Source organism: Balneola sp. (genome assembly GCA_002694685.1).
Classification (GTDB): domain Bacteria; phylum Bacteroidota; class Rhodothermia; order Balneolales; family Balneolaceae; genus Gracilimonas.
The window spans coordinates 97,024-114,724 of record NZMW01000013.1 but is presented as its reverse complement, the minus strand read 5'-3'; the positions used below and the strand labels follow the sequence as shown (position 1 = coordinate 114,724).

The following is a 17,701-nucleotide window of genomic DNA, read 5'->3' as shown; positions in this document are numbered from 1 at the left end:
CAGTTACCACTAATCAAATCTTTACCTTATCCGTTTCATATTGAATCCGGTAACCTTTAGATGATTGCTTCGCTGCTTTTCTTACGAGTAGCAACCCAGTTTATTCGAAATCAGAATTTAAAATCTGAATCGACCAGTTATCACTCGTCTTTAACTACCCAGAACTTAACCTGTGGATTTAGATCTCCAACCAGGTTAACTGTTGCTGTGTATTCACCAAGAGCTTTAACGTCTTGGTCAAGGCTAATGTCTTTTTTGTCAACCATGATTTCACGTTCTTCTAATGCGTCTGCAATATCAGCATTAGTTACTGTTCCGTGAATCTTGTCTTCTTCACCGGTTGTTACCGGAATTGTAAGTGAAGTAACTTCAAGCAACTGAGCCAATTCTTTGGCTTCTTGTACTGTAAATTCAGCTTGTCGAGCAGCTTCTTTTTTCAGTCTGCTAAGTTCTTGTACGGCACCTTTAGTTGCCATAACAGCTTTACCTTTTGGGATCAGGAAGTTTCTTCCATAGCCGTCTTTTACATCAACAACTTCACCAGATTGTCCTAATTTTTCTACGTCTTCTCTAAGAATGATTTTCATAATTCTGTCAACTTTATTTTATCGAAGGTTTTCAGCTACATACGGCAGAAGAGATAAAAAACGAGCTCTTTTAATTGCAGTAGTTAATTGTCGCTGATGTTTTGCGCTAGTGCCGGTTACACGACGAGGGAGGATTTTACCCTGATCGTTTGTAAAACGCTGAAGTGTTTCAGTGTCTTTGTAATCAATATACTCAAGGCCGGCACGGGTAAATTTGCATTGCTTTACCTTACGTTGACCTTTTTTCGGATGTGATGGATTCTTAATCATAATTCAAATTCTTTGTATGAGTGTTATACTTAATCGTCGTTCTCTTCTGAATCGTCGTCTTCATCTTCAATTGCGAAGACATCAGGAACTTCATTTTTCTTTTGAAGTTCGCGATGACGCAACATTTTAGCGTCGTACTTGAGAGTCATAAACCGAAGAATATCATCATCGATTCTTAACTGACGCTCAACAGAAGCGATCGCTTCAGCAGGTGCATCGAAGTACATGTTCACATAATAGCCACTGCCTTTTTTGTCAATGTTATATGCAAACTGACGTAAGCCCCACTCATCAACTTCATCAATTTCTCCACCGTTTTTTTCGATCAGCTTGGTAACTTTATCGACGGCTTCTTTGAACTTATCCTCTTCGAGAACAGGATTTATGATATAGGTAAACTCGTAATAGTTCTTGCTCATTTTATATATGTTTCTTTGGTTGCTTCCTAAGATGAAAGCAGTCGCCCTGGCACTTTGCCGAGCAACAGAGAGCCCAAAGATACACTTTTTTTGTAGTCTATTCCAACTTCTCGAGTATGATTATTCTGACCCAGTCAATAAATTGGAAAGTACTTCTCCATTATTCAATGTGTACACAGAAAAATCACTGTCTAATGAAATAATTGAGTCCAGATTCTTAGTTTCAGCAGCTACCAGTAAAGACGCATCTGCAAAATCAGCAGGTAAATCTGAGTATTTATTCATCCATTCCCTCACATTAACCAGTTGCCACTGTTCCAGATTAAATATTTCAATACCACCTTCCGAAACCCATGAAATAAAATCGAGTTGAGTTTCTTTGTTGAAGTCAAGCATATAAGAAGCTTCGGTTAAAACAGGCCAGGTCGAAATAAGTCTCCCCTGGAAATTCTTCATGAATTCCATCATCAGAACATGGTGCTGATCGCTTTTATCAAACAGGGCAATTATGGGTCCGGCATCAATCAGAGTGCTTATCACGGATCTTGTCTTTTATGCGGGATTTATAACTTGCAGACCGGTCTTTTTCACCACTTCCATGCTTTCCAAAATAACGGGAACCACTTTCAAAGGGCTGATTATATTTTTTCTCTTGTGCCATATATTCTACCAAGGCTTCTTTTATGATTTCTGAACGAGAGACCTTCTTTTGATTGGCAAGGTTCTCTAACTCTTTGTCGATATCTTCAGGTAATCTTACTGATCTCATACTCGTAATTGATTGTTTTACAAAATGTATTACATATTTAGTAAAACCACAAATACCTGAATTGAGTCAAAAAACTAGCTCAGATCCTATCAGGGAGCTACTGAAATGGCCGGAGTTGTGTATCCGCCAAAAGTATTCAGGATATCCATCAACCCACCAGTTGGCAATAGTGGTTCAACTCCGTAATACAGTGTTAGAATAGCGAGTATTGCAATGGTTCCCTTATAAAGCAGTGTTGGATTGAATAGTTCGATTGGCTGATGCTCTTCACGGAAGTATAAGTAAACCATTACCCGGAGGTAATAATATACACTAGCCGCACTGGCCAGTACTCCTACAATGGCTAAACCAACCATATCCGCACTGATTGCAGCTGCGAAGACATAATACTTACCAACGAAACCAACTAAAGGTGGAATTCCAGCTAATGAGAAAAGAAATACAGAAAGTGATACCCCCATTAATGGATTTTTATAACCAAGACCTGCAAGATTTTGAACCTGAGTGAAATCAAGCCCTTTATTGCGCTCGTAGTATGCAATAACTCCGAAAGCCCCGACATTCATAAGGGTATAAGCGAACAGATAAAAGAGTACTGCACTAAATCCTTCAAATGTTCCAGCCGCCAAACCAACCAGTGCGTAACCGGCATGTGCTATACTTGAATAAGCTAGCATTCGCTTGACGTTGTCTTGAACGAGAGCAATGATGTTACCGAAAATCATCGTTACGATAGCAACGGCACTGAGCACCAACTGCCAGTTTAAACCCTCCATAATTGGGAAGGCTCTCGATAGTATCAGAATAAAAGCCACAAATGTACCAGCCTTGGAAGCTGTTGCCATGTAGGCTGTGAGTGTGGTTGGGGTTCCCTGATACACATCCGGTGTCCACATATGAAATGGAACCGCAGATATTTTGAATAAAAATCCTATCAAAAGAAGAGCTGCACCAGCTAAAAAGAGTAGATTTGTACTTGCAGCAGCTCCAATTTCAGGAATACTCGTTGTTCCTGTTGCTCCGTATAGTAGCGCCATTCCGTACAGCAAAAAACCTGTAGAAAATGCGCCTAACAAGAAATACTTAAGAGCTGACTCAGCACCTGCTTTTTCATTTTTAATCAACCCTGCCATCACGTATAAACAGATAGACATGGTTTCCAGACCAACGAAAAGTGTAATCAGGTCATTAGAACCGGCCAGGGCAAGCATACCCGTGGTAGCAAATAAAATGAGTGCGTAAATCTCACCATAATAGTGATCAATACCGCGCAGATAATCCTCCGAAATAAATACACAGAAAAGTGTACCGGTAAGAATAATTAAGTTGCCAAACGCCACAGGTCCGCCAAATACAAGCATTCCAGAGAATGCAGTATCGAGTGTAGTGCCCAGGGACTGAACTGTTAACAGCAATGCAGCTACTAATGATAGTACAGTAATCCAAAAGTTAAGTGGACTGTCTTTTTTGAGAGCTTCCACAACAATTACTACTAAACCAGCTACGGCTGTGATAACTCCGGGTAAAAAAGCTTGTATATCGCCTAAATAATCCATTCGGTAATTTTATAAAATGCTTTCTATTGCTTTGGCCAGGTCTACATCTTTTTGGGTGACCTTATCCCCTGCATCGTGTGTATTCAGGCTGATTTTAACCGTATTGTACACATTAAATAACTGTGGGTGGTGAACCTGTTTTTCAGCTTGCAATCCTACTTGAACTATAAATCCAAGGGCTTCGCTGAAATCGTTAAATTCAAATTCTTTTGAAATGGTGTCATCGCTAAACTCCCATCCATCTAAGGAATTCAAAGCTGCGCTTATGTCCTTTTCTGATAGTGGTTGTGCCATATTATTTGGATACCATTTGTGATTCAACTTGATCTACGTCATAGAATTTTGCGGTCCAGTCAGGTAGCTCTTCAAGCTTAGACTGTTCAATAACAGCCATGCTTTTTGCTTCAGAAGCCTCAATCAATTCGGTTACCTGAGTTTCAGAATACTTTGTGAAATCTACAGGGTGGACTCCAATCCAGAACATGAAAATTACTAATGGAACTAGTAACCCAATTTCACGGCCGTTTAAATCTACTAATTTTTCATTCTCTTCATTAGTCAATGGACCGAACATTACACGCTGGAACATCCATAGCATATAAACGGCGGCTAAAATCACGCCGGTTGCAGCGAGTATAGCAAACACTTTGTTATCGTAGAGTTCAGAGAAAAATGAACCGTTAAGAATCAAAAATTCACCTACAAATCCGTTTAGTCCCGGTAGTCCTATAGAAGCAAATGTTGCAATCATGAACATTACGGTGAAGATAGGCATCTTCTTAGCAATGCCACCAAAGTCTTTGATCATGCGGGTATGTCGGCGATCATAAATCATTCCAACAATAAGGAAGAGTGCTCCTGTTGAAAGTCCATGGTTGATCATTTGAATGATCGCACCCTGAACAGCTACCGTATTTAGCGCAAAAATTCCAAGCACTACAAAACCAAGGTGACTGACTGATGAATAAGCAACAAGCTTCTTCACGTCTTTCTGAACCATGGCTACCAAAGCACCATAAATAATACCGATTACTGCAAGTGTTGCCATCCATGGAGCAAACTCCATAAACGCATTTGGAAAAATTGGAAGACAAACACGGATCAACCCATAAGTACCCATCTTCAACATTATGGCAGCAAGAACTACAGAACCAGCAGTTGGCGCTTCGGTGTGAGCATAAGGCAACCAAGTATGGAATGGGAATAAAGGCACTTTGATACAAAAAGCTAATGCAAAAGCCAGGAATAAATAGGTTTGCTCAACAAGGCCGATGGTGTATATATCACTGGAAAGGAATCTCCAATCGGTTGTGAAAGTTGTTCCAGCTCCCATGGCTGCGCCGGCATCATATCCTAAATAAATCAACCCAACCAACATGATGAGTGAACCCACCAAGGTATAAATGAAAAACTTAATAGTGGCTTGAATACGTCCTGCTCCACCCCAAATTCCAATTAGGAAATACATGGGTATAAGTGAAAGCTCGAAGAAAACATAAAAGACCATTAGGTCAAGCGATGCAAATACTCCAAGCGAGGCTGTTTGTAGCAAGAGGAGCATGCTCAAATAACCGGCCATATGCTTCTTCACAGAATTCCATGAAGACATGATGACGATCGGCCCCATAAAAGTGGTAAGCATGAACAGTAGTAAGCTCAATCCGTCAAGGCCAACCAGATATTTAATATCCAGGGACTCCATCAGGCGGCCACCTTCTGTCAAAAATTGAGGGGTGCCAGATGCGGCAACATCAAAACCAAACATAAGTGGTAATGAGGCAACAAATGTAAGTGCAGTCACCAGCAATGCGATCCACTTTCGGGAAGTTTCACCCTTAATCAATAGGATCAGGGGAATGCCTAACAGTGGTAAATAAATAACGATGTTTAAGAGAGTTTCCATCAACTAATCAGTGACAATTACATTACCATTAAATAGAGAATTACAATAACGCCAATCACATAGGCCAGCGCATAACTGGATACAACACCAGTTTGTACATATCGGAATAAGCTACCAAACAACCGAACGGTTCCAGCTGTGGCATTTACAATACCGTCTACTACTTTCATGTCGAAGACAGCGAGTACTTTATCTGAAAATTTAACTATCGGGTTTATAATCAAGCCTTCGTAAACCTCATCGAGGTTGTATTTTTCTTTCCAGGTTTGGTATAGACCACCAAAGCGAACGGCAAGCTTTGCGTCAGATTCTTCCTGCTGGTTATCATTATACATTCGGAAAGCGACCATAGTCCCTGCAACTGCAATAACAATTGAGAAAACCATAATGCCCCATTTGATTGGCTTGCCGAGTATCAATTCGTAGTCGGCATTTATGTTATAAAGCCAGTCGTGTAGCAAGTTGACGTGTGCAGTTTCCCCGGTGAAAGTCTCAACAATGAAATTCGGCACGCCTAAAAAACCACCTACAGCTGCTAATCCTGCCAAAGTCCACAGAGGAATCGTCATAGTAGCAGGACTTTCATGTAAATATTTTTCTGCGCCTATTGCCTCTTTAAATCTTTGACCTAACTTAAATTCACCATGGAAAGTAGTCAGAGTAAGTCGGAACATGTAAAATGCTGTGAGGAACGCGGTAATCATCCCAACACCCCAAAGTGCCATATACATATAGCTTCCAAATTCTCCCGCACCAGCGTTAGCGGTCATCGCTAGGATTTCATCCTTAGAAAAGAATCCTGCTAATGGCGGTATACCTGCAATTGCTATCGTTGAAATCAAAAAGGTTTTGTAGGTGGAAGGCATATATTTTCTAAGCCCACCCATATTCCTCATGTCTTGAGGATCGAAATGAACATCCTTGCCTTCATGCTCCAATTCATGTTCAACATGATGCATAGCATGAATAACAGAACCGGAACCCAAGAATAAACAGGCTTTAAAAAATGCATGAGTAACTACATGAAACATCGCGGCTGTAAATGCACCGGAACCCAGTGCAAGGAACATATATCCCAGTTGAGATACAGTAGAATAAGCCAGAACACCCTTAATATCGTTTTGGGTGATGGCGATAGTTGCTGCAACAATTGCGGTCAAGGCTCCAATTACGGCGATAATCAGCATCACTTCCGGAGTCATTACAAACATCGGAGACATCCTGGAAATCAGATAAATACCCGAAGTTACCATAGTAGCGGCATGAATGAGTGCGGACACAGGAGTAGGACCCGCCATCGCATCAGGTAACCAAACAAATAATGGAATCTGTGCCGATTTACCGGTAGCACCAATGAACATCAGTAGGCCTATGGCAAAAATGTATTCACTTGAAAAAGCATCAAGATTGCCAAGGATGGCATCAAAGTTCAAACTCCCTACCGTCTGAAAAACCATAAACATGGCAATCAGAAAGGCAAAGTCACCAACGCGATTGTAGATAAAAGCTTTTTTGGCTGCGTCGGATTTAGCCATGTCGGTATACCAGAAACCGATCAAGAGGTAGGAACAAACCCCCACTCCTTCCCATCCAAGGAATAACAGTAATAGGTTATTACCCAGAACAAGATTCAACATCGCAAAGATGAAGAGATTCAGGTATGCAAAAAACTTCCAGTAGCCGTCGTCATCAGCCATGTATCCCATTGAATACAAGTGGATTAGAAAACCAACACCGGTTACAACCAGTGTCATCATGATAGAAAGCTGATCTAAGCGATAGGCAACATCTACACTGAAGCTACCTACATCCATCCATGTAAACAGTTTGAATACAACTGCTTCGGATTCAGCATTCATATTAAGGAAGAAATAAACCGCTATAGCAAACGGTACAAAAACAGCTAGATTGGCGATTAAGCCAATAAGTTGCTTCTTATTTCTATAGTTCTCTGCGAACAAGCCGATAAGTCCGTTGATCAGAAAACCAGCTAATGGAAGAGCAATAATGAGAGAAAACAGCGCCGTAGCGGATTCCATTTATTAAACTTTGTTTTGATTACGATAAAAAACAAAACCGCGACTCGCACGGCTCCGAAATGGTTGGCAAAGATACAAAAAACTATAGGAAGGTAAAGACTGTTTTCTGTGATTTTTACACTAAAAACTATAACCATCGGAAAGTCGGTTCCAGAAACCCAAATTAAAAGCATTGCTGGCAGATCACTCTTCGTCTGCCCTCATTTACAATCTTTAAACGCTGTTAGTTAAAAACTTCAGAAAATTCATTTTAAATATATATTGGGGCTCTTATTTTCAGCGCTCAAATTCCAATGACATACTCCAAAGAAACGGTCTCCAGAATTTACACATTTAAAATCTTGTGTTTTCCACGAACACTCTCTGCTCAAAGTAGTAGCAGACTGTGAATAATCTTGGCATTGCATATAATATAGTATCGCGTTTGTCCCAATTTATATTTCGGCTAATACACAGAATTTGTATGTTTGTAACCATTCGATTTTCAATAACCATATAAACCAGAATCTTGAAGTCTTTTTCTGCTCAAAGTCCGATTGTATCTTTCCTAACCCTGATGGGTTTTTGGTATATCATGAGTGGTTTTTTTGATATTACCCATACCATAATGGGTATTATCAGCGTGTCTATCGTCATGGCGATTAATTACCGGCTGAAGGCTTTTAATTTCTATGAGGATGAAAAGGACGTCATAAAAGACCTGCGATTCCTTTATCTGCCCTGGTATTTTATTTGGTTGTTTTGGCAGATAGTAGTTTCCGGAGTTCATGTAGCTAAGATCTTACTGAGCCCTTCACTTCCAATTGAAACATCATTGGTCAGGTTCAAAGTAAATTACCCTAATCCCCATGCTAAAATGATATTGGGAAATTCCATTACCCTTACCCCCGGTACACTTACAGTAGATATAAATGGTGATGAGTTTATTGTTCATTCAATTTCTCCTGTTTCATTTGAAGGAATTGCCAGTGATAAAATGCCAAAACAGGTTCTAAAATTGTTTACCACAGATCTTCACGACGTGGTATCAGATTTTGAAGTCATTCACAACAAGGAGAACTTATAATGAATGCCTTCTTCCTATATAGCGCCGTCATTTTAACTATTATTATCGCCGTACCGGCTTATCGGGTCATTAAAGGACCTACTGTATTTGACCGACTGGTGGGAACCAACGCTATTGCAACCAAGACCATCGTGCTTATTTGCCTGATTGGATATGTCTTTGACCGCATTGGTATGTTTATAGACATTACTCTCGCTTATGCAATTCTTGGGTTCATCGGTTCTCTGACTATCGCAAAGTACTTCTCATCCGAAAAAACTGATGTCCGATTTGATGATTGATTTTACTTCCATATTGACCATTATATTTGTGGTAGCTGGCATCTTTTTCCTATTAGTGGGAAGTGTTGGAATCATCCGACTGCCCGATTTTTACTCCCGCACCCACGCCACCAGTAAAAGCGATACGCTTGGTATGATCTTAATTATTGTTGGGCTGATTATCTTTGAAGGTTTGACGATCAACAGCGGGAAATTGATGCTTGTTTTGTTATTCATTCTATTGGCCAACCCGATTGGGGCTCATGCAATGGCCCGTGCAGCATATAACTCCGGACTTAAACCTATGTTTCCGGATAATAAAAATGATAAAACTGAAGGCTAGTTAATGTACTGGGAACTTGAACTCATATTATTCATCTTTTTGTTGATTACAGCATATATAGCGCTTGAAGCTAATGACCTTCTTATTTCGGTAGTTATGTTAACCATCTTCAGTTTTTTGATGGCCCTCTTATTTACCACTATGGGCGCTGTTGATGTAGGTTTTACTGAAGCTGTAGTTGGAGCCGGGGTCACCGGAATTTTGTTAATCGTAGCAATTTATCAAACCACATATAAAACAGAAGATTGAAATATCTTAAGCTACTTATCATTATTGCCTTTACCACCGTGCTGCTTTTTGCGGCAACGGACTTGCCATACCGTGGAGACGCTGACAACCAAATGAATCAGGAAGTTAGCATGACGGGCACAGAGGTTCCTGGTAATTATTACATACAGGAAGCCTACAATGATGCCCATACCCCAAATATTGTAACCGTTATTTTAGGTGACTATCGTAGCATTGATACCCTGGGTGAGCAAATTGTAATATTTACAGCCGGACTCATCACTTTTTTACTGCTAAGAAATCGTAAAGAAGGAGAAAGCGATGACGAATAAAGAACAAAGCCCTATTATTTTATTAGGCTCACGCTTTTTGAGTCCCTATATCATGCTGTTCGGTTTTTATGTGATATTTCACGGACACTACTCCCCGGGCGGTGGCTTTCAAGGTGGAACTTTGCTTGCAGTCTCTCTTTTGTTAGTACGAATTGCCAGCGGTACTGAAATTGCCAGCCTTCAATTTAAAGATTATCTGGCCACTCCCTACGCAGCCCTTGGAGTACTTATTTATTTTGGAACCGGGCTCGTGGCCATTTTTACCGGAGGCTATTTTCTTGATTATGAACAACTACCAATCCCTGGTCTGGAAGCAGCCGATTTACGTTACTGGGGAATATTAATCATCGAGTTGGGAATTGGACTTACAGTTATGACAGTACTTGTTCTTATTTATGACAACATGGTTAAAGGAGAAGATTATGCTTGAATTCTTTTTAGGGCATTATGCTTATTGGTTTACCATTATCCTGCTGGCACTGGGGCTTTACGGGATGCTTCTCAAAAAAAACCTCGTGAAGAAAACTATTGGACTTTCCATTTTCCAAGCCGGCGTTATTTTATTTTTTGTTTCCGTGGCAATGAAAGAAGGAGCTACGGTACCTGTTAAAGCATACAACCTACCTGTTAGTGAGGTATCAAACTATATGAATGCGCTTCCTCACACCTTAATGCTCACAGCTATTGTAGTTGGTGTAGCGACACTGGGTGTTGCTTTTGCCTTATTGATCAACATTTATAATCGATATGGCACCCTTAACGAAGAAGAACTTTTAGATAAGATTCAATGATCGGATCCGAAATACCGGCGTTAATACCCGTTACTTATATCCTTTTTGCGATTCTGATTCCCGTAGTTGGACTCTGGAAACGTGAACTCACCTGGCAACTGAGTCTGCTGGGTACTGGAATTGCGACCTTTCTTTCTGCTTGGGGATTCTGGCACCTGATCCAAACCGGCGAAACCATCCGTTACTTTTTTGGTGGATGGGCTCCTCCTATCGGTATTGAGTTCGTTTATGACGGATTGGCCGCATTTATCGTTTTAGTAATTAATGCTATTGCTTTCTTGGTGCTCATTCATTCCAAAGAAATTAGCAAGGTTGAATTCCCCGGAAAAAAAATGGCGTACTACACCGTTTCCATGCTGCTGATGCTCGGCTTCAACGGGATGGTGCTAACCGGCGATCTTTTCAACCTTTATGTATTCCTTGAAATATCTTCCCTGTCTAGTTATGCCTTGATTGCTATTGGAGAAAAACGAGCTCCATATTCAGCCTTCCGGTATTTGATCATTGGAACCGTCGGTGGTTCGCTGTATTTGTTGGGGGTAGGATTTTTATACACCGTTACAGGCACGCTCAACATCATAGACATGCATGCGATGTTGCCACAAGTGATCGGGCATTCTTCAGTCATAGCTGCCCTTGTCTTAATGGTAGTTGGTGTAGGGGTGAAAGCAGCACTATTTCCGCTACACGGTTGGTTACCTGATTCTTACACCTTCGCGTCATCCACTTCATCGGCTCTTATTGCCCCCATTGGAACCAAGGTCGCAGCCTATATTTTACTCCGGGTTGTTCTTTTCTTATTTGGCGTTGAACTGGTGGACGATCAGCTTCCGCTTACCACCATCCTTGGTGCTTTTGCGGGAATTGGGATTTTGTATGGATCCATCATGGCCATCGCCCAAAGCGAATTGAAGAAAATGCTGGCATACAGTTCCGTTTCACAAATTGGATATATCATAATGGGAATAAGTCTGGCAAACCCTTTTGGTTTTATAGGTGCCGTGCTGCACATTCTGAATCATGCCCTGATGAAAGCCCTGCTTTTCCTTGTCTCTGGTAGTATGAGGTTGAAAGAAGGTCATTCTCTGATTACAAAATTTGATAACAGTTATCGCAAGAAATACCCTTGGACTATGGCCGCTTTTACAACAGCCGCTATTTCCATGGTTGGGCTGCCTCCGCTTGCCGGTTTCTTCAGCAAGTGGTATCTCGCCCTTGGTACTATTGAAAACAGCAGCTGGATGCTTCTTGCAGTTATATTGATAAGCTCACTGCTTAATGCCGTGTATTTCTTCCGCATCATAGAAAAAATATATCTCAATAACCCTGAAGCTGAAGAGTCTTCTGAAGAAGAAACCATTCAAAACGACGAAGTGGGTTTCAGTATGATGTTCCCTATGGCTGTAATGGCTATCGGACTATTGCTGGTTGGTATTTTTAATGTCTATATCGTAAATGTAATTTTCACAATGTTTCCGGCAGGATTTTAAACAAGTAATTTACTCAACACATGGAGCTTACGTACATCCCTTTATTTGCTGTTCTTGTATCGCTTGCTGCGGTGCCGTTCATATTGCTGAGTTCAAAGAAGCCGAACTTACGTGAGTTTTGGACGATACTGGCTGGTGTGATTAAGTTTCTGTTGGTACTCACATTATTACCATCCGCATTGCAGGGGAATGTAATAGAGTTAGAGTTATTCGAGATTGCCCCTAACCTTCCATTGGTTCTTAAAGCAGATACTTTTGGAGTTTTCTTTGCCCTGATTGCATCCGGACTTTGGATCTTTACCTCGTTCTATTCTATTGGATATATGCGCGGTCATCACGAGAAAAAGCAGACCCGCTATTTTGCCAGTTTCGCAATTTGTTTGAGTTCCACCATTGGGATCGCTTTCTCCGGTAACCTGCTGACCTTCATCATTTTTTATGAGATGCTGACTCTGGCAACCTATCCTTTAGTTATCCATAGCGAGACTAAGAAAGGAATCGCTGCCGGACGAAAATATCTGACCTACACATTAACTGCCGGACTCCTTTTAATTGCTGCTGCTGGAATCACCTACTCTCTCACCGGAACCCTTGACTTCCAGGCCGGAGGTATCTTTGAAGGCGTTGAGCTTTCCCAAACCATGGCGGTTACTATTTTCATTTTGTTCCTTGGCGGCGTTGGGGTGAAAGCCGGCATCATGCCCTTACACAGTTGGTTACCTTCTGCAATGGCAGCACCAACTCCTGTTAGTGCATTATTGCATGCGGTAGCAGTTGTTAAATCCGGAGTGTTTGGTGTAATCCGTGTAGTTGGCTATATCTTTGGCCCAGAGGTGATGGCTGAATTTGGTCTTAATGAAATCTTAATGGTATTGGCCGGAATTACCGTAATTGTAGCATCCCTCCTCGCCTTCGCACAGGATAATTTGAAGCGCCGGCTTGCGTATTCAACGGTTGGTCATCTTTCTTATATCGTGTTAGGCGTAGCTCTTTTAACAGAAACAGGATTGATAGGAAGTATTATGCATATTTCCTTCCACGCTACCATGAAAATTACTCTGTTTTTCTGTGCCGGAGCTATTATGGTGAATCTTCATAAAAAAGACATCAGCGAACTGAATGGAATTGCCAAGGTTATGCCGTGGACCATGGCTGCCTTTACAATTGGTTCTATGGGATTGGCCGGAATTCCCCCTGTAAACGGATTTGTAAGTAAGTGGTATCTTGCCTCCGGAGCACTTGAGGGCGGCATGATGCTCCCTGTGATTATATTAGTCGTAAGTGGTTTGTTAAACGTGGGCTATTTTTTCCCCATTATACACCGAGCTTACTTCCGCAAAGGTGGTCCCGAACTTGAAGGACACACGGAAGCCTCGCCATTTATGGTAGTTCCGCTATTCAGCACAGCAGTTCTATCTATTTTATTTGGGCTGAATCCCGATTTATTCTTCAACTTTTTTGATATGGCTACCTCTGTAGCATCAAGCATTTTTAATCCTTTATAATTATGAAGAACTGGCACTGGACTATACTTGGTATTTTATTGATTGCGAGCCTGATTCTGGAATTTACTTATCTGGCCGACTACGATTCCCATTGGTGGAATAGCGTCCCTGCGTTTTATGCACTTTGGGGCGGTCTTGGTTGTGCAGCTCTCATTTTTGTTTCTAAGGGATTAGGCAAATTTTTCATCTTAAGCGAAGAAGACTACTATGATGCTTGAGCTTTTTTCTATTCCTGCTGTAATTTTGATATTGGGAGCTTTTGTGCTCCCTCTACTGCCGAAAAGTGTTCGCAGTTCGGCTTTTATCACCTTTGGGGTAATTGCATTGGCTATGGTTTGGACTATGCCCGAAGGCAATCTTATTCAGGTACCCTTTGCAAGCTACGAACTTGACCTTCTTGCTGTTGATGGACTCAGTCGTATCTTCGGAATTATCTTCGCACTCATCACCGTAATCGGTGGTATCTATGCTTTTCATATAAAAGATATCGGTCAGCAGAGCTCTGCACTGGCTTATGCCGGCGGGGCTTTAGGCGTTACCTTTGCGGGTGACTTCTTTACCCTATTTATTTTTTGGGAAATTATGGCAGCGACTTCTTCCTACTTAATCTGGGCAAGAGAAACTGAAGAGTCGGCTAAAGCAGGAATGCGTTATTTGCTTGTACATATTTTTGGCGGCGGTTTATTGTTTACAGGTATCCTTTTGCATCTAAGTAGTGGAGGCTCTCTTTATATAGATAGCATCGAACCGGCTTATACTGCAGCGAATATTTTCATGTTACTGGGTGTAGCTCTGAACACAGCTGTTCCTCCCCTGCATGCATGGCTTGCTGACGCTTATCCAAAAGCTACTATCACCGGTGCTGTTTTCATGTGTGCTCTTACTACAAAATCTGCCGTTTATGTTATGATACGCCTCTTCCCCGGTTGGGAAATCCTGATTTGGGTTGGAGTAATCATGGCTATTTATGGAACCATTTATGCACTGCTTGCCAATGATATTCGTGAAATTTTAGCATACAGTATCATTAGCCAGATTGGATACATGGTTACGGTTATTGGTATTGGAACTGAACTTGCGTTAAATGGAGCAACCGCTCATGCTTTCAACCATATTATTTATAAGTCCTTGCTATTTATGGCTGCAGGCTCAGTTATTTATGCAACTGGCACAAGCAAATTAAGTGAGCTCGGTGGATTAGCCCGAAAAATGCCACTGGTATTAGGTTTATATATGGTGGGTGCCCTGTCTATTTCAGGAATGCCCTTTTTAAATGGTTTCATTAGTAAAACTATGATCTCCGGAGCTCTTGGTGATGCTCACCTGGAATGGCCCATTTTACTGCTTCTTTTAGCAACCGTTGGTACTTTCCTTCACACGGGACTTAAACTTCCCTACTTCACTTGGTTCAAAGAGTCCAAACAAGAGCTTCAACTTTCGGATATTCCAATGAATATGAAAGTGGCCATGGGAATTGGTGCTTTTTTCTGCATCCTATTTGGAGTAGCGCCGAATCTGCTATATAGCCAACTTCCATTCCCAACCGACTTCCAGCCATTTTCTGTGTACAATTTTGTTGAAATGACTCAAGTTCTGGTTTTAGCTTTTGCAGGTTTCTGGTTTCTTAAAAACCATCTTAACGTTTCTTCAACCATTTCGCTTGACACGGATTGGTTTTACCGACGTCCTGCCGCTATTGTTAATACCGTTTTTGTCCAGTTTCCGAACAACCTGTTTGGTATTGCAGAAACGGTTTCTTTAAATCTTGCAAACAGGCTCTCAGCGCTTTTAAAAAACCCAATGAAGATCATACTCCCTTCTTTCGTGATGGGCGGGCGTGAGATTAAATCTGATGGTTTTACCGCCACAATGGGCGCTGCCTTATCATTCATATTATTCGGATTTATCGTTGCCGCCCTGTTTGTATTGTTATAATTACTTTGTCTTCACTTAGTAATGCCTTTTCTTTATATCTTCGGAACACAATAAACAATCGCATAAAACTAAGTGGTTAATCTTTTGAAGGAAGTATCCGCACCAACATTCCTGCTTTTAGTACTTTTTTGTGCTACTCTAATCACTACTAACACATCAGCACAAAATCAGGCTGTTAAGGATTCAACTGAATACGCCTTTTTACCAGCTATAGCTTACGACAGTGACTTGGGGTTAATACTTGGAGGAATTGGTAGCAGGTACCGCTATCAGGATGGAATGAAACCTTTCTATTCTTACATCAACACCTCATTAATTGTAACTACAAAAGGATTGCTATCTTTTTTTGTGGCCTATGACAAGCCCTATTTTCTTAATACCGAAAACCGACTCCAATCTGAGACTTTTATTTCTCGGTTTACAGGGAATCAGTTTTATGGTATTGGGAATTACAGTGAGCTTCCTGAAGCTTTAGTTGACAGCGCTGAGTATTACTTTTTCAATTCCTTCTCAGCAGGTGCAAAATTCACCTTGAGAAAGCCTCTATTCCGCAATATAAATGACTCACAACTTGATGTATTTGGGGTGGCAGGCTTCGAATATCAGACTCCGTGGGGCAATGACTCAACCCAGCTGATTATTGCTGATCAACCGGATGGGATTGATGGAGCATACACCACAAACATTGGAGGAGGATTAGTTTGGGAAGCACGTAATAACGAATTCAATCCAACCAAAGGTGTGTATGCAAAAGCTGGTTTTCAGGTTGCTAGTACATTCTTAGGCAGTTCGTCCAGCTATTTTATGCTTGAAACGGATACGCGTTCATACACTTCTTTCACTATTCTTAAAGAAATCACCTTCGCAAATCGTCTGCTTTTCAGAAATACTACTGGAGACCTTCCTTTTTGGAAACTTCCTGATTTAGGAGGAGCTGATCTTTTAAGAGGTTATCCAGAATATCGTTTTCGGGATGATAATGCCATCCTCCTTAACTCCGAACTAAGGACCTGGTTATTTGAGTTTCCATCTGTTGATGTCAGGCTTGGAGGAAGCCTCTTCACAGATATCGGACGAACATTCCCAAATGGAGAATCCATAGAGAATATTTATAATGATCTGAAGTACACATTTGGCTTTGGAGCGACTGCCTCCTTCTTCACTAACGACTTCATCATGCGGGGAGATGTCGGCTTCTCTAAGGAAGGATATGGGATTTACTTTACCGCTGGTTATTTATTCTGAGTCCAACTCAAAAACTTCACGGAAATAGAAAAACCTTCCTGAGAGAGAAAGGCTTTATTCTAAAAACAATAAGCTGACTTACTTTTACCAGCGAAGTAAGTTAATCTTGCTAACATCAACTGTAAGATTATTACGGAAAATTGCGATGATAATAGCCAATCCAACTACCGCTTCAGCTGCTGCTACCGCTAAAGCAAAAAACACTAAAATCTGCCCGTCAATATTGCCGTGGTAACTCGCAAAAGACACCAGAGAGAGGTTCACGGCATTCAACATCAATTCCACACACATAAAAATCACAATGGCATTGCGGCGTATTAATACACCAACAAGACCAATGGTAAACATGATTGCACTAATTCCTAAAAACCAATCGATTCCTATCATAACTAAATCTCGTCTGTTCTTTTAATTTTATGCTGCGCAATCATTAAAGCACCCACAACTGCCGCTGTTAGCAATATTGCCGTTATCTCGAACGGAAGAAGGTATTTGGTAAAGAGCACGTCTCCTACTGCTTCAACGGTACCAACCGTTGCCATCTCTTCAGATATTGCAGGAAGCATATCGGTTACGCCAGCTAGGCTGTAAAAAATCTGCCCAACTACACCAATAGCCAACAGAACTGCCAGAATATATTTTACTCTGAATTTATCGAAAAGCTTCTCTTCATCCTCTACATTCAGTAACATGATTACGAAGAGGAATAAAACCATGATGGCTCCGGCGTATACCAGAATTTGAATTACGGCAAGAAACTGAGCATTCAGAACGAGAAAAATTCCCGCCAGTGATACCATATTCAAAACAAGGAAGAGAGCACTGTTAACTACATTTTTGTTGATGACCATAGCTAAGGCTGAACCTATTGCTAACGCTGCCAGCATAAAGAATAAATAAACGATCATAAATAATCTGTTTTGTGAGCGCCAAAGGTAGCCATATTTGCTTCCGGCTTCAAGA

The 17,701-nt window shown here is 41.1% G+C and carries 23 protein-coding genes; 12 read left to right on the top strand and 11 right to left on the bottom strand.

The window, feature by feature from the left end; all coding sequences use genetic code 11:
* Positions 1–140: 140 nt before the first annotated feature.
* The 9 genes from CL667_14415 to CL667_14375 form a co-directional block, all read right to left on the bottom strand.
* Positions 141–587 carry a 50S ribosomal protein L9 gene (locus tag CL667_14415; protein ID MAL18887.1) on the bottom strand — a complete coding sequence of 149 codons (447 nt, stop codon included), beginning with the start codon at positions 585–587 and terminating at the stop codon, positions 141–143.
* Between the two features lie 18 nt (positions 588–605).
* Positions 606–857, bottom strand: a complete 252-nt coding sequence (gene rpsR, locus CL667_14410) for a 30S ribosomal protein S18 (protein MAL18886.1) — start codon at positions 855–857, stop codon at positions 606–608.
* Between the two features lie 29 nt (positions 858–886).
* Entirely contained in the window at positions 887–1,276 is a 390-nt protein-coding gene (gene rpsF, locus CL667_14405; protein MAL18885.1) for a 30S ribosomal protein S6, read from the bottom strand.
* Positions 1,277–1,396: 120 nt separating this feature from the next.
* Entirely contained in the window at positions 1,397–1,816 is a 420-nt protein-coding gene (locus CL667_14400; GenBank protein ID MAL18884.1) for a pilus assembly protein, read from the bottom strand.
* Positions 1,797–2,045, bottom strand: a complete 249-nt coding sequence (locus CL667_14395) for a CopG family transcriptional regulator (protein ID MAL18883.1) — start codon at positions 2,043–2,045, stop codon at positions 1,797–1,799. Before CL667_14395 ends, CL667_14400 begins: the two co-directional genes overlap by 20 nt.
* An 89-nt stretch (positions 2,046–2,134) precedes the next feature.
* Positions 2,135–3,601 carry a hypothetical protein gene (locus CL667_14390; GenBank protein ID MAL18882.1) on the bottom strand — a complete coding sequence of 489 codons (1,467 nt, stop codon included), beginning with the start codon at positions 3,599–3,601 and terminating at the stop codon, positions 2,135–2,137.
* Positions 3,602–3,610: 9 nt separating this feature from the next.
* Complete coding sequence (locus CL667_14385; protein MAL18881.1) at positions 3,611–3,895, bottom strand: 4a-hydroxytetrahydrobiopterin dehydratase; 285 nt, start codon at positions 3,893–3,895, stop codon at positions 3,611–3,613.
* 1 nt (position 3,896) lies between these two features.
* Positions 3,897–5,504 (bottom strand): Fe-S-binding domain-containing protein, encoded by a 1,608-nt coding sequence (locus CL667_14380; GenBank protein MAL18880.1) that lies wholly within the window; start codon positions 5,502–5,504, stop codon positions 3,897–3,899.
* 17 nt (positions 5,505–5,521) lie between these two features.
* Positions 5,522–7,543, bottom strand: coding sequence for an NADH-quinone oxidoreductase subunit L (locus CL667_14375; GenBank protein MAL18879.1), 2,022 nt, complete (start codon positions 7,541–7,543; stop codon positions 5,522–5,524).
* A gap of 508 nt (positions 7,544–8,051) precedes the next feature.
* On the opposite strand from CL667_14375, the gene CL667_14370 reads away from it, so the two are divergent.
* The 12 genes from CL667_14370 to CL667_14315 all read left to right on the top strand — a co-directional run bounded on the left by CL667_14370 (position 8,052) and on the right by CL667_14315 (position 16,738).
* The gene (locus CL667_14370; protein MAL18878.1) at positions 8,052–8,609 is read left to right on the top strand and encodes a hypothetical protein; all 558 of its coding nucleotides are present in this window, start codon (positions 8,052–8,054) and stop codon (positions 8,607–8,609) included.
* Positions 8,609–8,890, top strand: coding sequence for a pH regulation protein F (locus CL667_14365; GenBank protein MAL18877.1), 282 nt, complete (start codon positions 8,609–8,611; stop codon positions 8,888–8,890). The genes CL667_14370 and CL667_14365 overlap by 1 nt, the downstream gene beginning before the upstream one ends.
* Positions 8,883–9,212 carry a cation:proton antiporter gene (locus tag CL667_14360; GenBank protein MAL18876.1) on the top strand — a complete coding sequence of 110 codons (330 nt, stop codon included), beginning with the start codon at positions 8,883–8,885 and terminating at the stop codon, positions 9,210–9,212. Before CL667_14365 ends, CL667_14360 begins: the two co-directional genes overlap by 8 nt.
* 3 nt (positions 9,213–9,215) lie before the next feature.
* On the top strand, positions 9,216–9,461 hold the full coding sequence (locus tag CL667_14355; protein ID MAL18875.1) for a cation:proton antiporter: 246 nt from the start codon (positions 9,216–9,218) through the stop codon (positions 9,459–9,461).
* Positions 9,458–9,772, top strand: a complete 315-nt coding sequence (locus tag CL667_14350; protein ID MAL18874.1) for a hypothetical protein — start codon at positions 9,458–9,460, stop codon at positions 9,770–9,772. The genes CL667_14355 and CL667_14350 overlap by 4 nt, the downstream gene beginning before the upstream one ends.
* Complete coding sequence (locus CL667_14345; GenBank protein ID MAL18873.1) at positions 9,762–10,202, top strand: sodium:proton antiporter; 441 nt, start codon at positions 9,762–9,764, stop codon at positions 10,200–10,202. The genes CL667_14350 and CL667_14345 overlap by 11 nt, the downstream gene beginning before the upstream one ends.
* Positions 10,195–10,563: an NADH-quinone oxidoreductase subunit J gene (locus CL667_14340; protein MAL18872.1), complete on the top strand. Its 369-nt coding sequence runs from the start codon at positions 10,195–10,197 to the stop codon at positions 10,561–10,563. The genes CL667_14345 and CL667_14340 overlap by 8 nt, the downstream gene beginning before the upstream one ends.
* Positions 10,560–12,053: an NADH/ubiquinone/plastoquinone (complex I) gene (locus tag CL667_14335; GenBank protein MAL18871.1), complete on the top strand. Its 1,494-nt coding sequence runs from the start codon at positions 10,560–10,562 to the stop codon at positions 12,051–12,053. Before CL667_14340 ends, CL667_14335 begins: the two co-directional genes overlap by 4 nt.
* 20 nt (positions 12,054–12,073) lie before the next feature.
* Positions 12,074–13,558 (top strand): cation:proton antiporter, encoded by a 1,485-nt coding sequence (locus CL667_14330; protein ID MAL18870.1) that lies wholly within the window; start codon positions 12,074–12,076, stop codon positions 13,556–13,558.
* A 2-nt stretch (positions 13,559–13,560) separates the two neighbouring features.
* Complete coding sequence (locus CL667_14325) at positions 13,561–13,776, top strand: hypothetical protein (protein ID MAL18869.1); 216 nt, start codon at positions 13,561–13,563, stop codon at positions 13,774–13,776.
* The gene (locus tag CL667_14320) at positions 13,766–15,493 is read left to right on the top strand and encodes a Na(+)/H(+) antiporter subunit D (protein ID MAL18868.1); all 1,728 of its coding nucleotides are present in this window, start codon (positions 13,766–13,768) and stop codon (positions 15,491–15,493) included. The genes CL667_14325 and CL667_14320 overlap by 11 nt, the downstream gene beginning before the upstream one ends.
* A gap of 72 nt (positions 15,494–15,565) precedes the next feature.
* Positions 15,566–16,738 (top strand): hypothetical protein, encoded by a 1,173-nt coding sequence (locus CL667_14315; protein MAL18867.1) that lies wholly within the window; start codon positions 15,566–15,568, stop codon positions 16,736–16,738.
* Positions 16,739–16,822: 84 nt separating this feature from the next.
* Here the strand turns inward: CL667_14315 and CL667_14310 are convergent, their stop codons facing one another.
* Both CL667_14310 and CL667_14305 read right to left on the bottom strand, forming a co-directional pair.
* Complete coding sequence (locus tag CL667_14310) at positions 16,823–17,125, bottom strand: NADH-quinone oxidoreductase subunit NuoK (GenBank protein MAL18866.1); 303 nt, start codon at positions 17,123–17,125, stop codon at positions 16,823–16,825.
* A 2-nt stretch (positions 17,126–17,127) separates the two neighbouring features.
* Positions 17,128–17,646, bottom strand: a complete 519-nt coding sequence (locus CL667_14305) for a hypothetical protein (protein ID MAL18865.1) — start codon at positions 17,644–17,646, stop codon at positions 17,128–17,130.
* Between the last annotated feature and the right edge of the window lie 55 nt (positions 17,647–17,701).

Bases quoted from the DNA above. Each gene is read 5' to 3' on its own strand.
- CL667_14415 (MAL18887.1), bottom strand. From the start codon at position 587: ATGAAAATCATTCTTAGAGAAGACGTAGAAAAATTAGGACAATCTGGT.
- rpsR (MAL18886.1), bottom strand. From the start codon at position 857: ATGATTAAGAATCCATCACATCCGAAAAAAGGTCAACGTAAGGTAAAG.
- rpsF (MAL18885.1), bottom strand. From the start codon at position 1,276: ATGAGCAAGAACTATTACGAGTTTACCTATATCATAAATCCTGTTCTC.
- CL667_14395 (MAL18883.1), bottom strand. From the start codon at position 2,045: ATGAGATCAGTAAGATTACCTGAAGATATCGACAAAGAGTTAGAGAAC.
- CL667_14390 (MAL18882.1), bottom strand. From the start codon at position 3,601: ATGGATTATTTAGGCGATATACAAGCTTTTTTACCCGGAGTTATCACA.
- CL667_14385 (MAL18881.1), bottom strand. From the start codon at position 3,895: ATGGCACAACCACTATCAGAAAAGGACATAAGCGCAGCTTTGAATTCC.
- CL667_14380 (MAL18880.1), bottom strand. From the start codon at position 5,504: ATGGAAACTCTCTTAAACATCGTTATTTATTTACCACTGTTAGGCATT.
- CL667_14375 (MAL18879.1), bottom strand. From the start codon at position 7,543: ATGGAATCCGCTACGGCGCTGTTTTCTCTCATTATTGCTCTTCCATTA.
- CL667_14365 (MAL18877.1), top strand. From the start codon at position 8,609: ATGAATGCCTTCTTCCTATATAGCGCCGTCATTTTAACTATTATTATC.
- CL667_14360 (MAL18876.1), top strand. From the start codon at position 8,883: ATGATTGATTTTACTTCCATATTGACCATTATATTTGTGGTAGCTGGC.
- CL667_14355 (MAL18875.1), top strand. From the start codon at position 9,216: ATGTACTGGGAACTTGAACTCATATTATTCATCTTTTTGTTGATTACA.
- CL667_14345 (MAL18873.1), top strand. From the start codon at position 9,762: ATGACGAATAAAGAACAAAGCCCTATTATTTTATTAGGCTCACGCTTT.
- CL667_14340 (MAL18872.1), top strand. From the start codon at position 10,195: ATGCTTGAATTCTTTTTAGGGCATTATGCTTATTGGTTTACCATTATC.
- CL667_14335 (MAL18871.1), top strand. From the start codon at position 10,560: ATGATCGGATCCGAAATACCGGCGTTAATACCCGTTACTTATATCCTT.
- CL667_14330 (MAL18870.1), top strand. From the start codon at position 12,074: ATGGAGCTTACGTACATCCCTTTATTTGCTGTTCTTGTATCGCTTGCT.
- CL667_14325 (MAL18869.1), top strand. From the start codon at position 13,561: ATGAAGAACTGGCACTGGACTATACTTGGTATTTTATTGATTGCGAGC.
- CL667_14320 (MAL18868.1), top strand. From the start codon at position 13,766: ATGATGCTTGAGCTTTTTTCTATTCCTGCTGTAATTTTGATATTGGGA.
- CL667_14310 (MAL18866.1), bottom strand. From the start codon at position 17,125: ATGATAGGAATCGATTGGTTTTTAGGAATTAGTGCAATCATGTTTACC.
- CL667_14305 (MAL18865.1), bottom strand. From the start codon at position 17,646: ATGATCGTTTATTTATTCTTTATGCTGGCAGCGTTAGCAATAGGTTCA.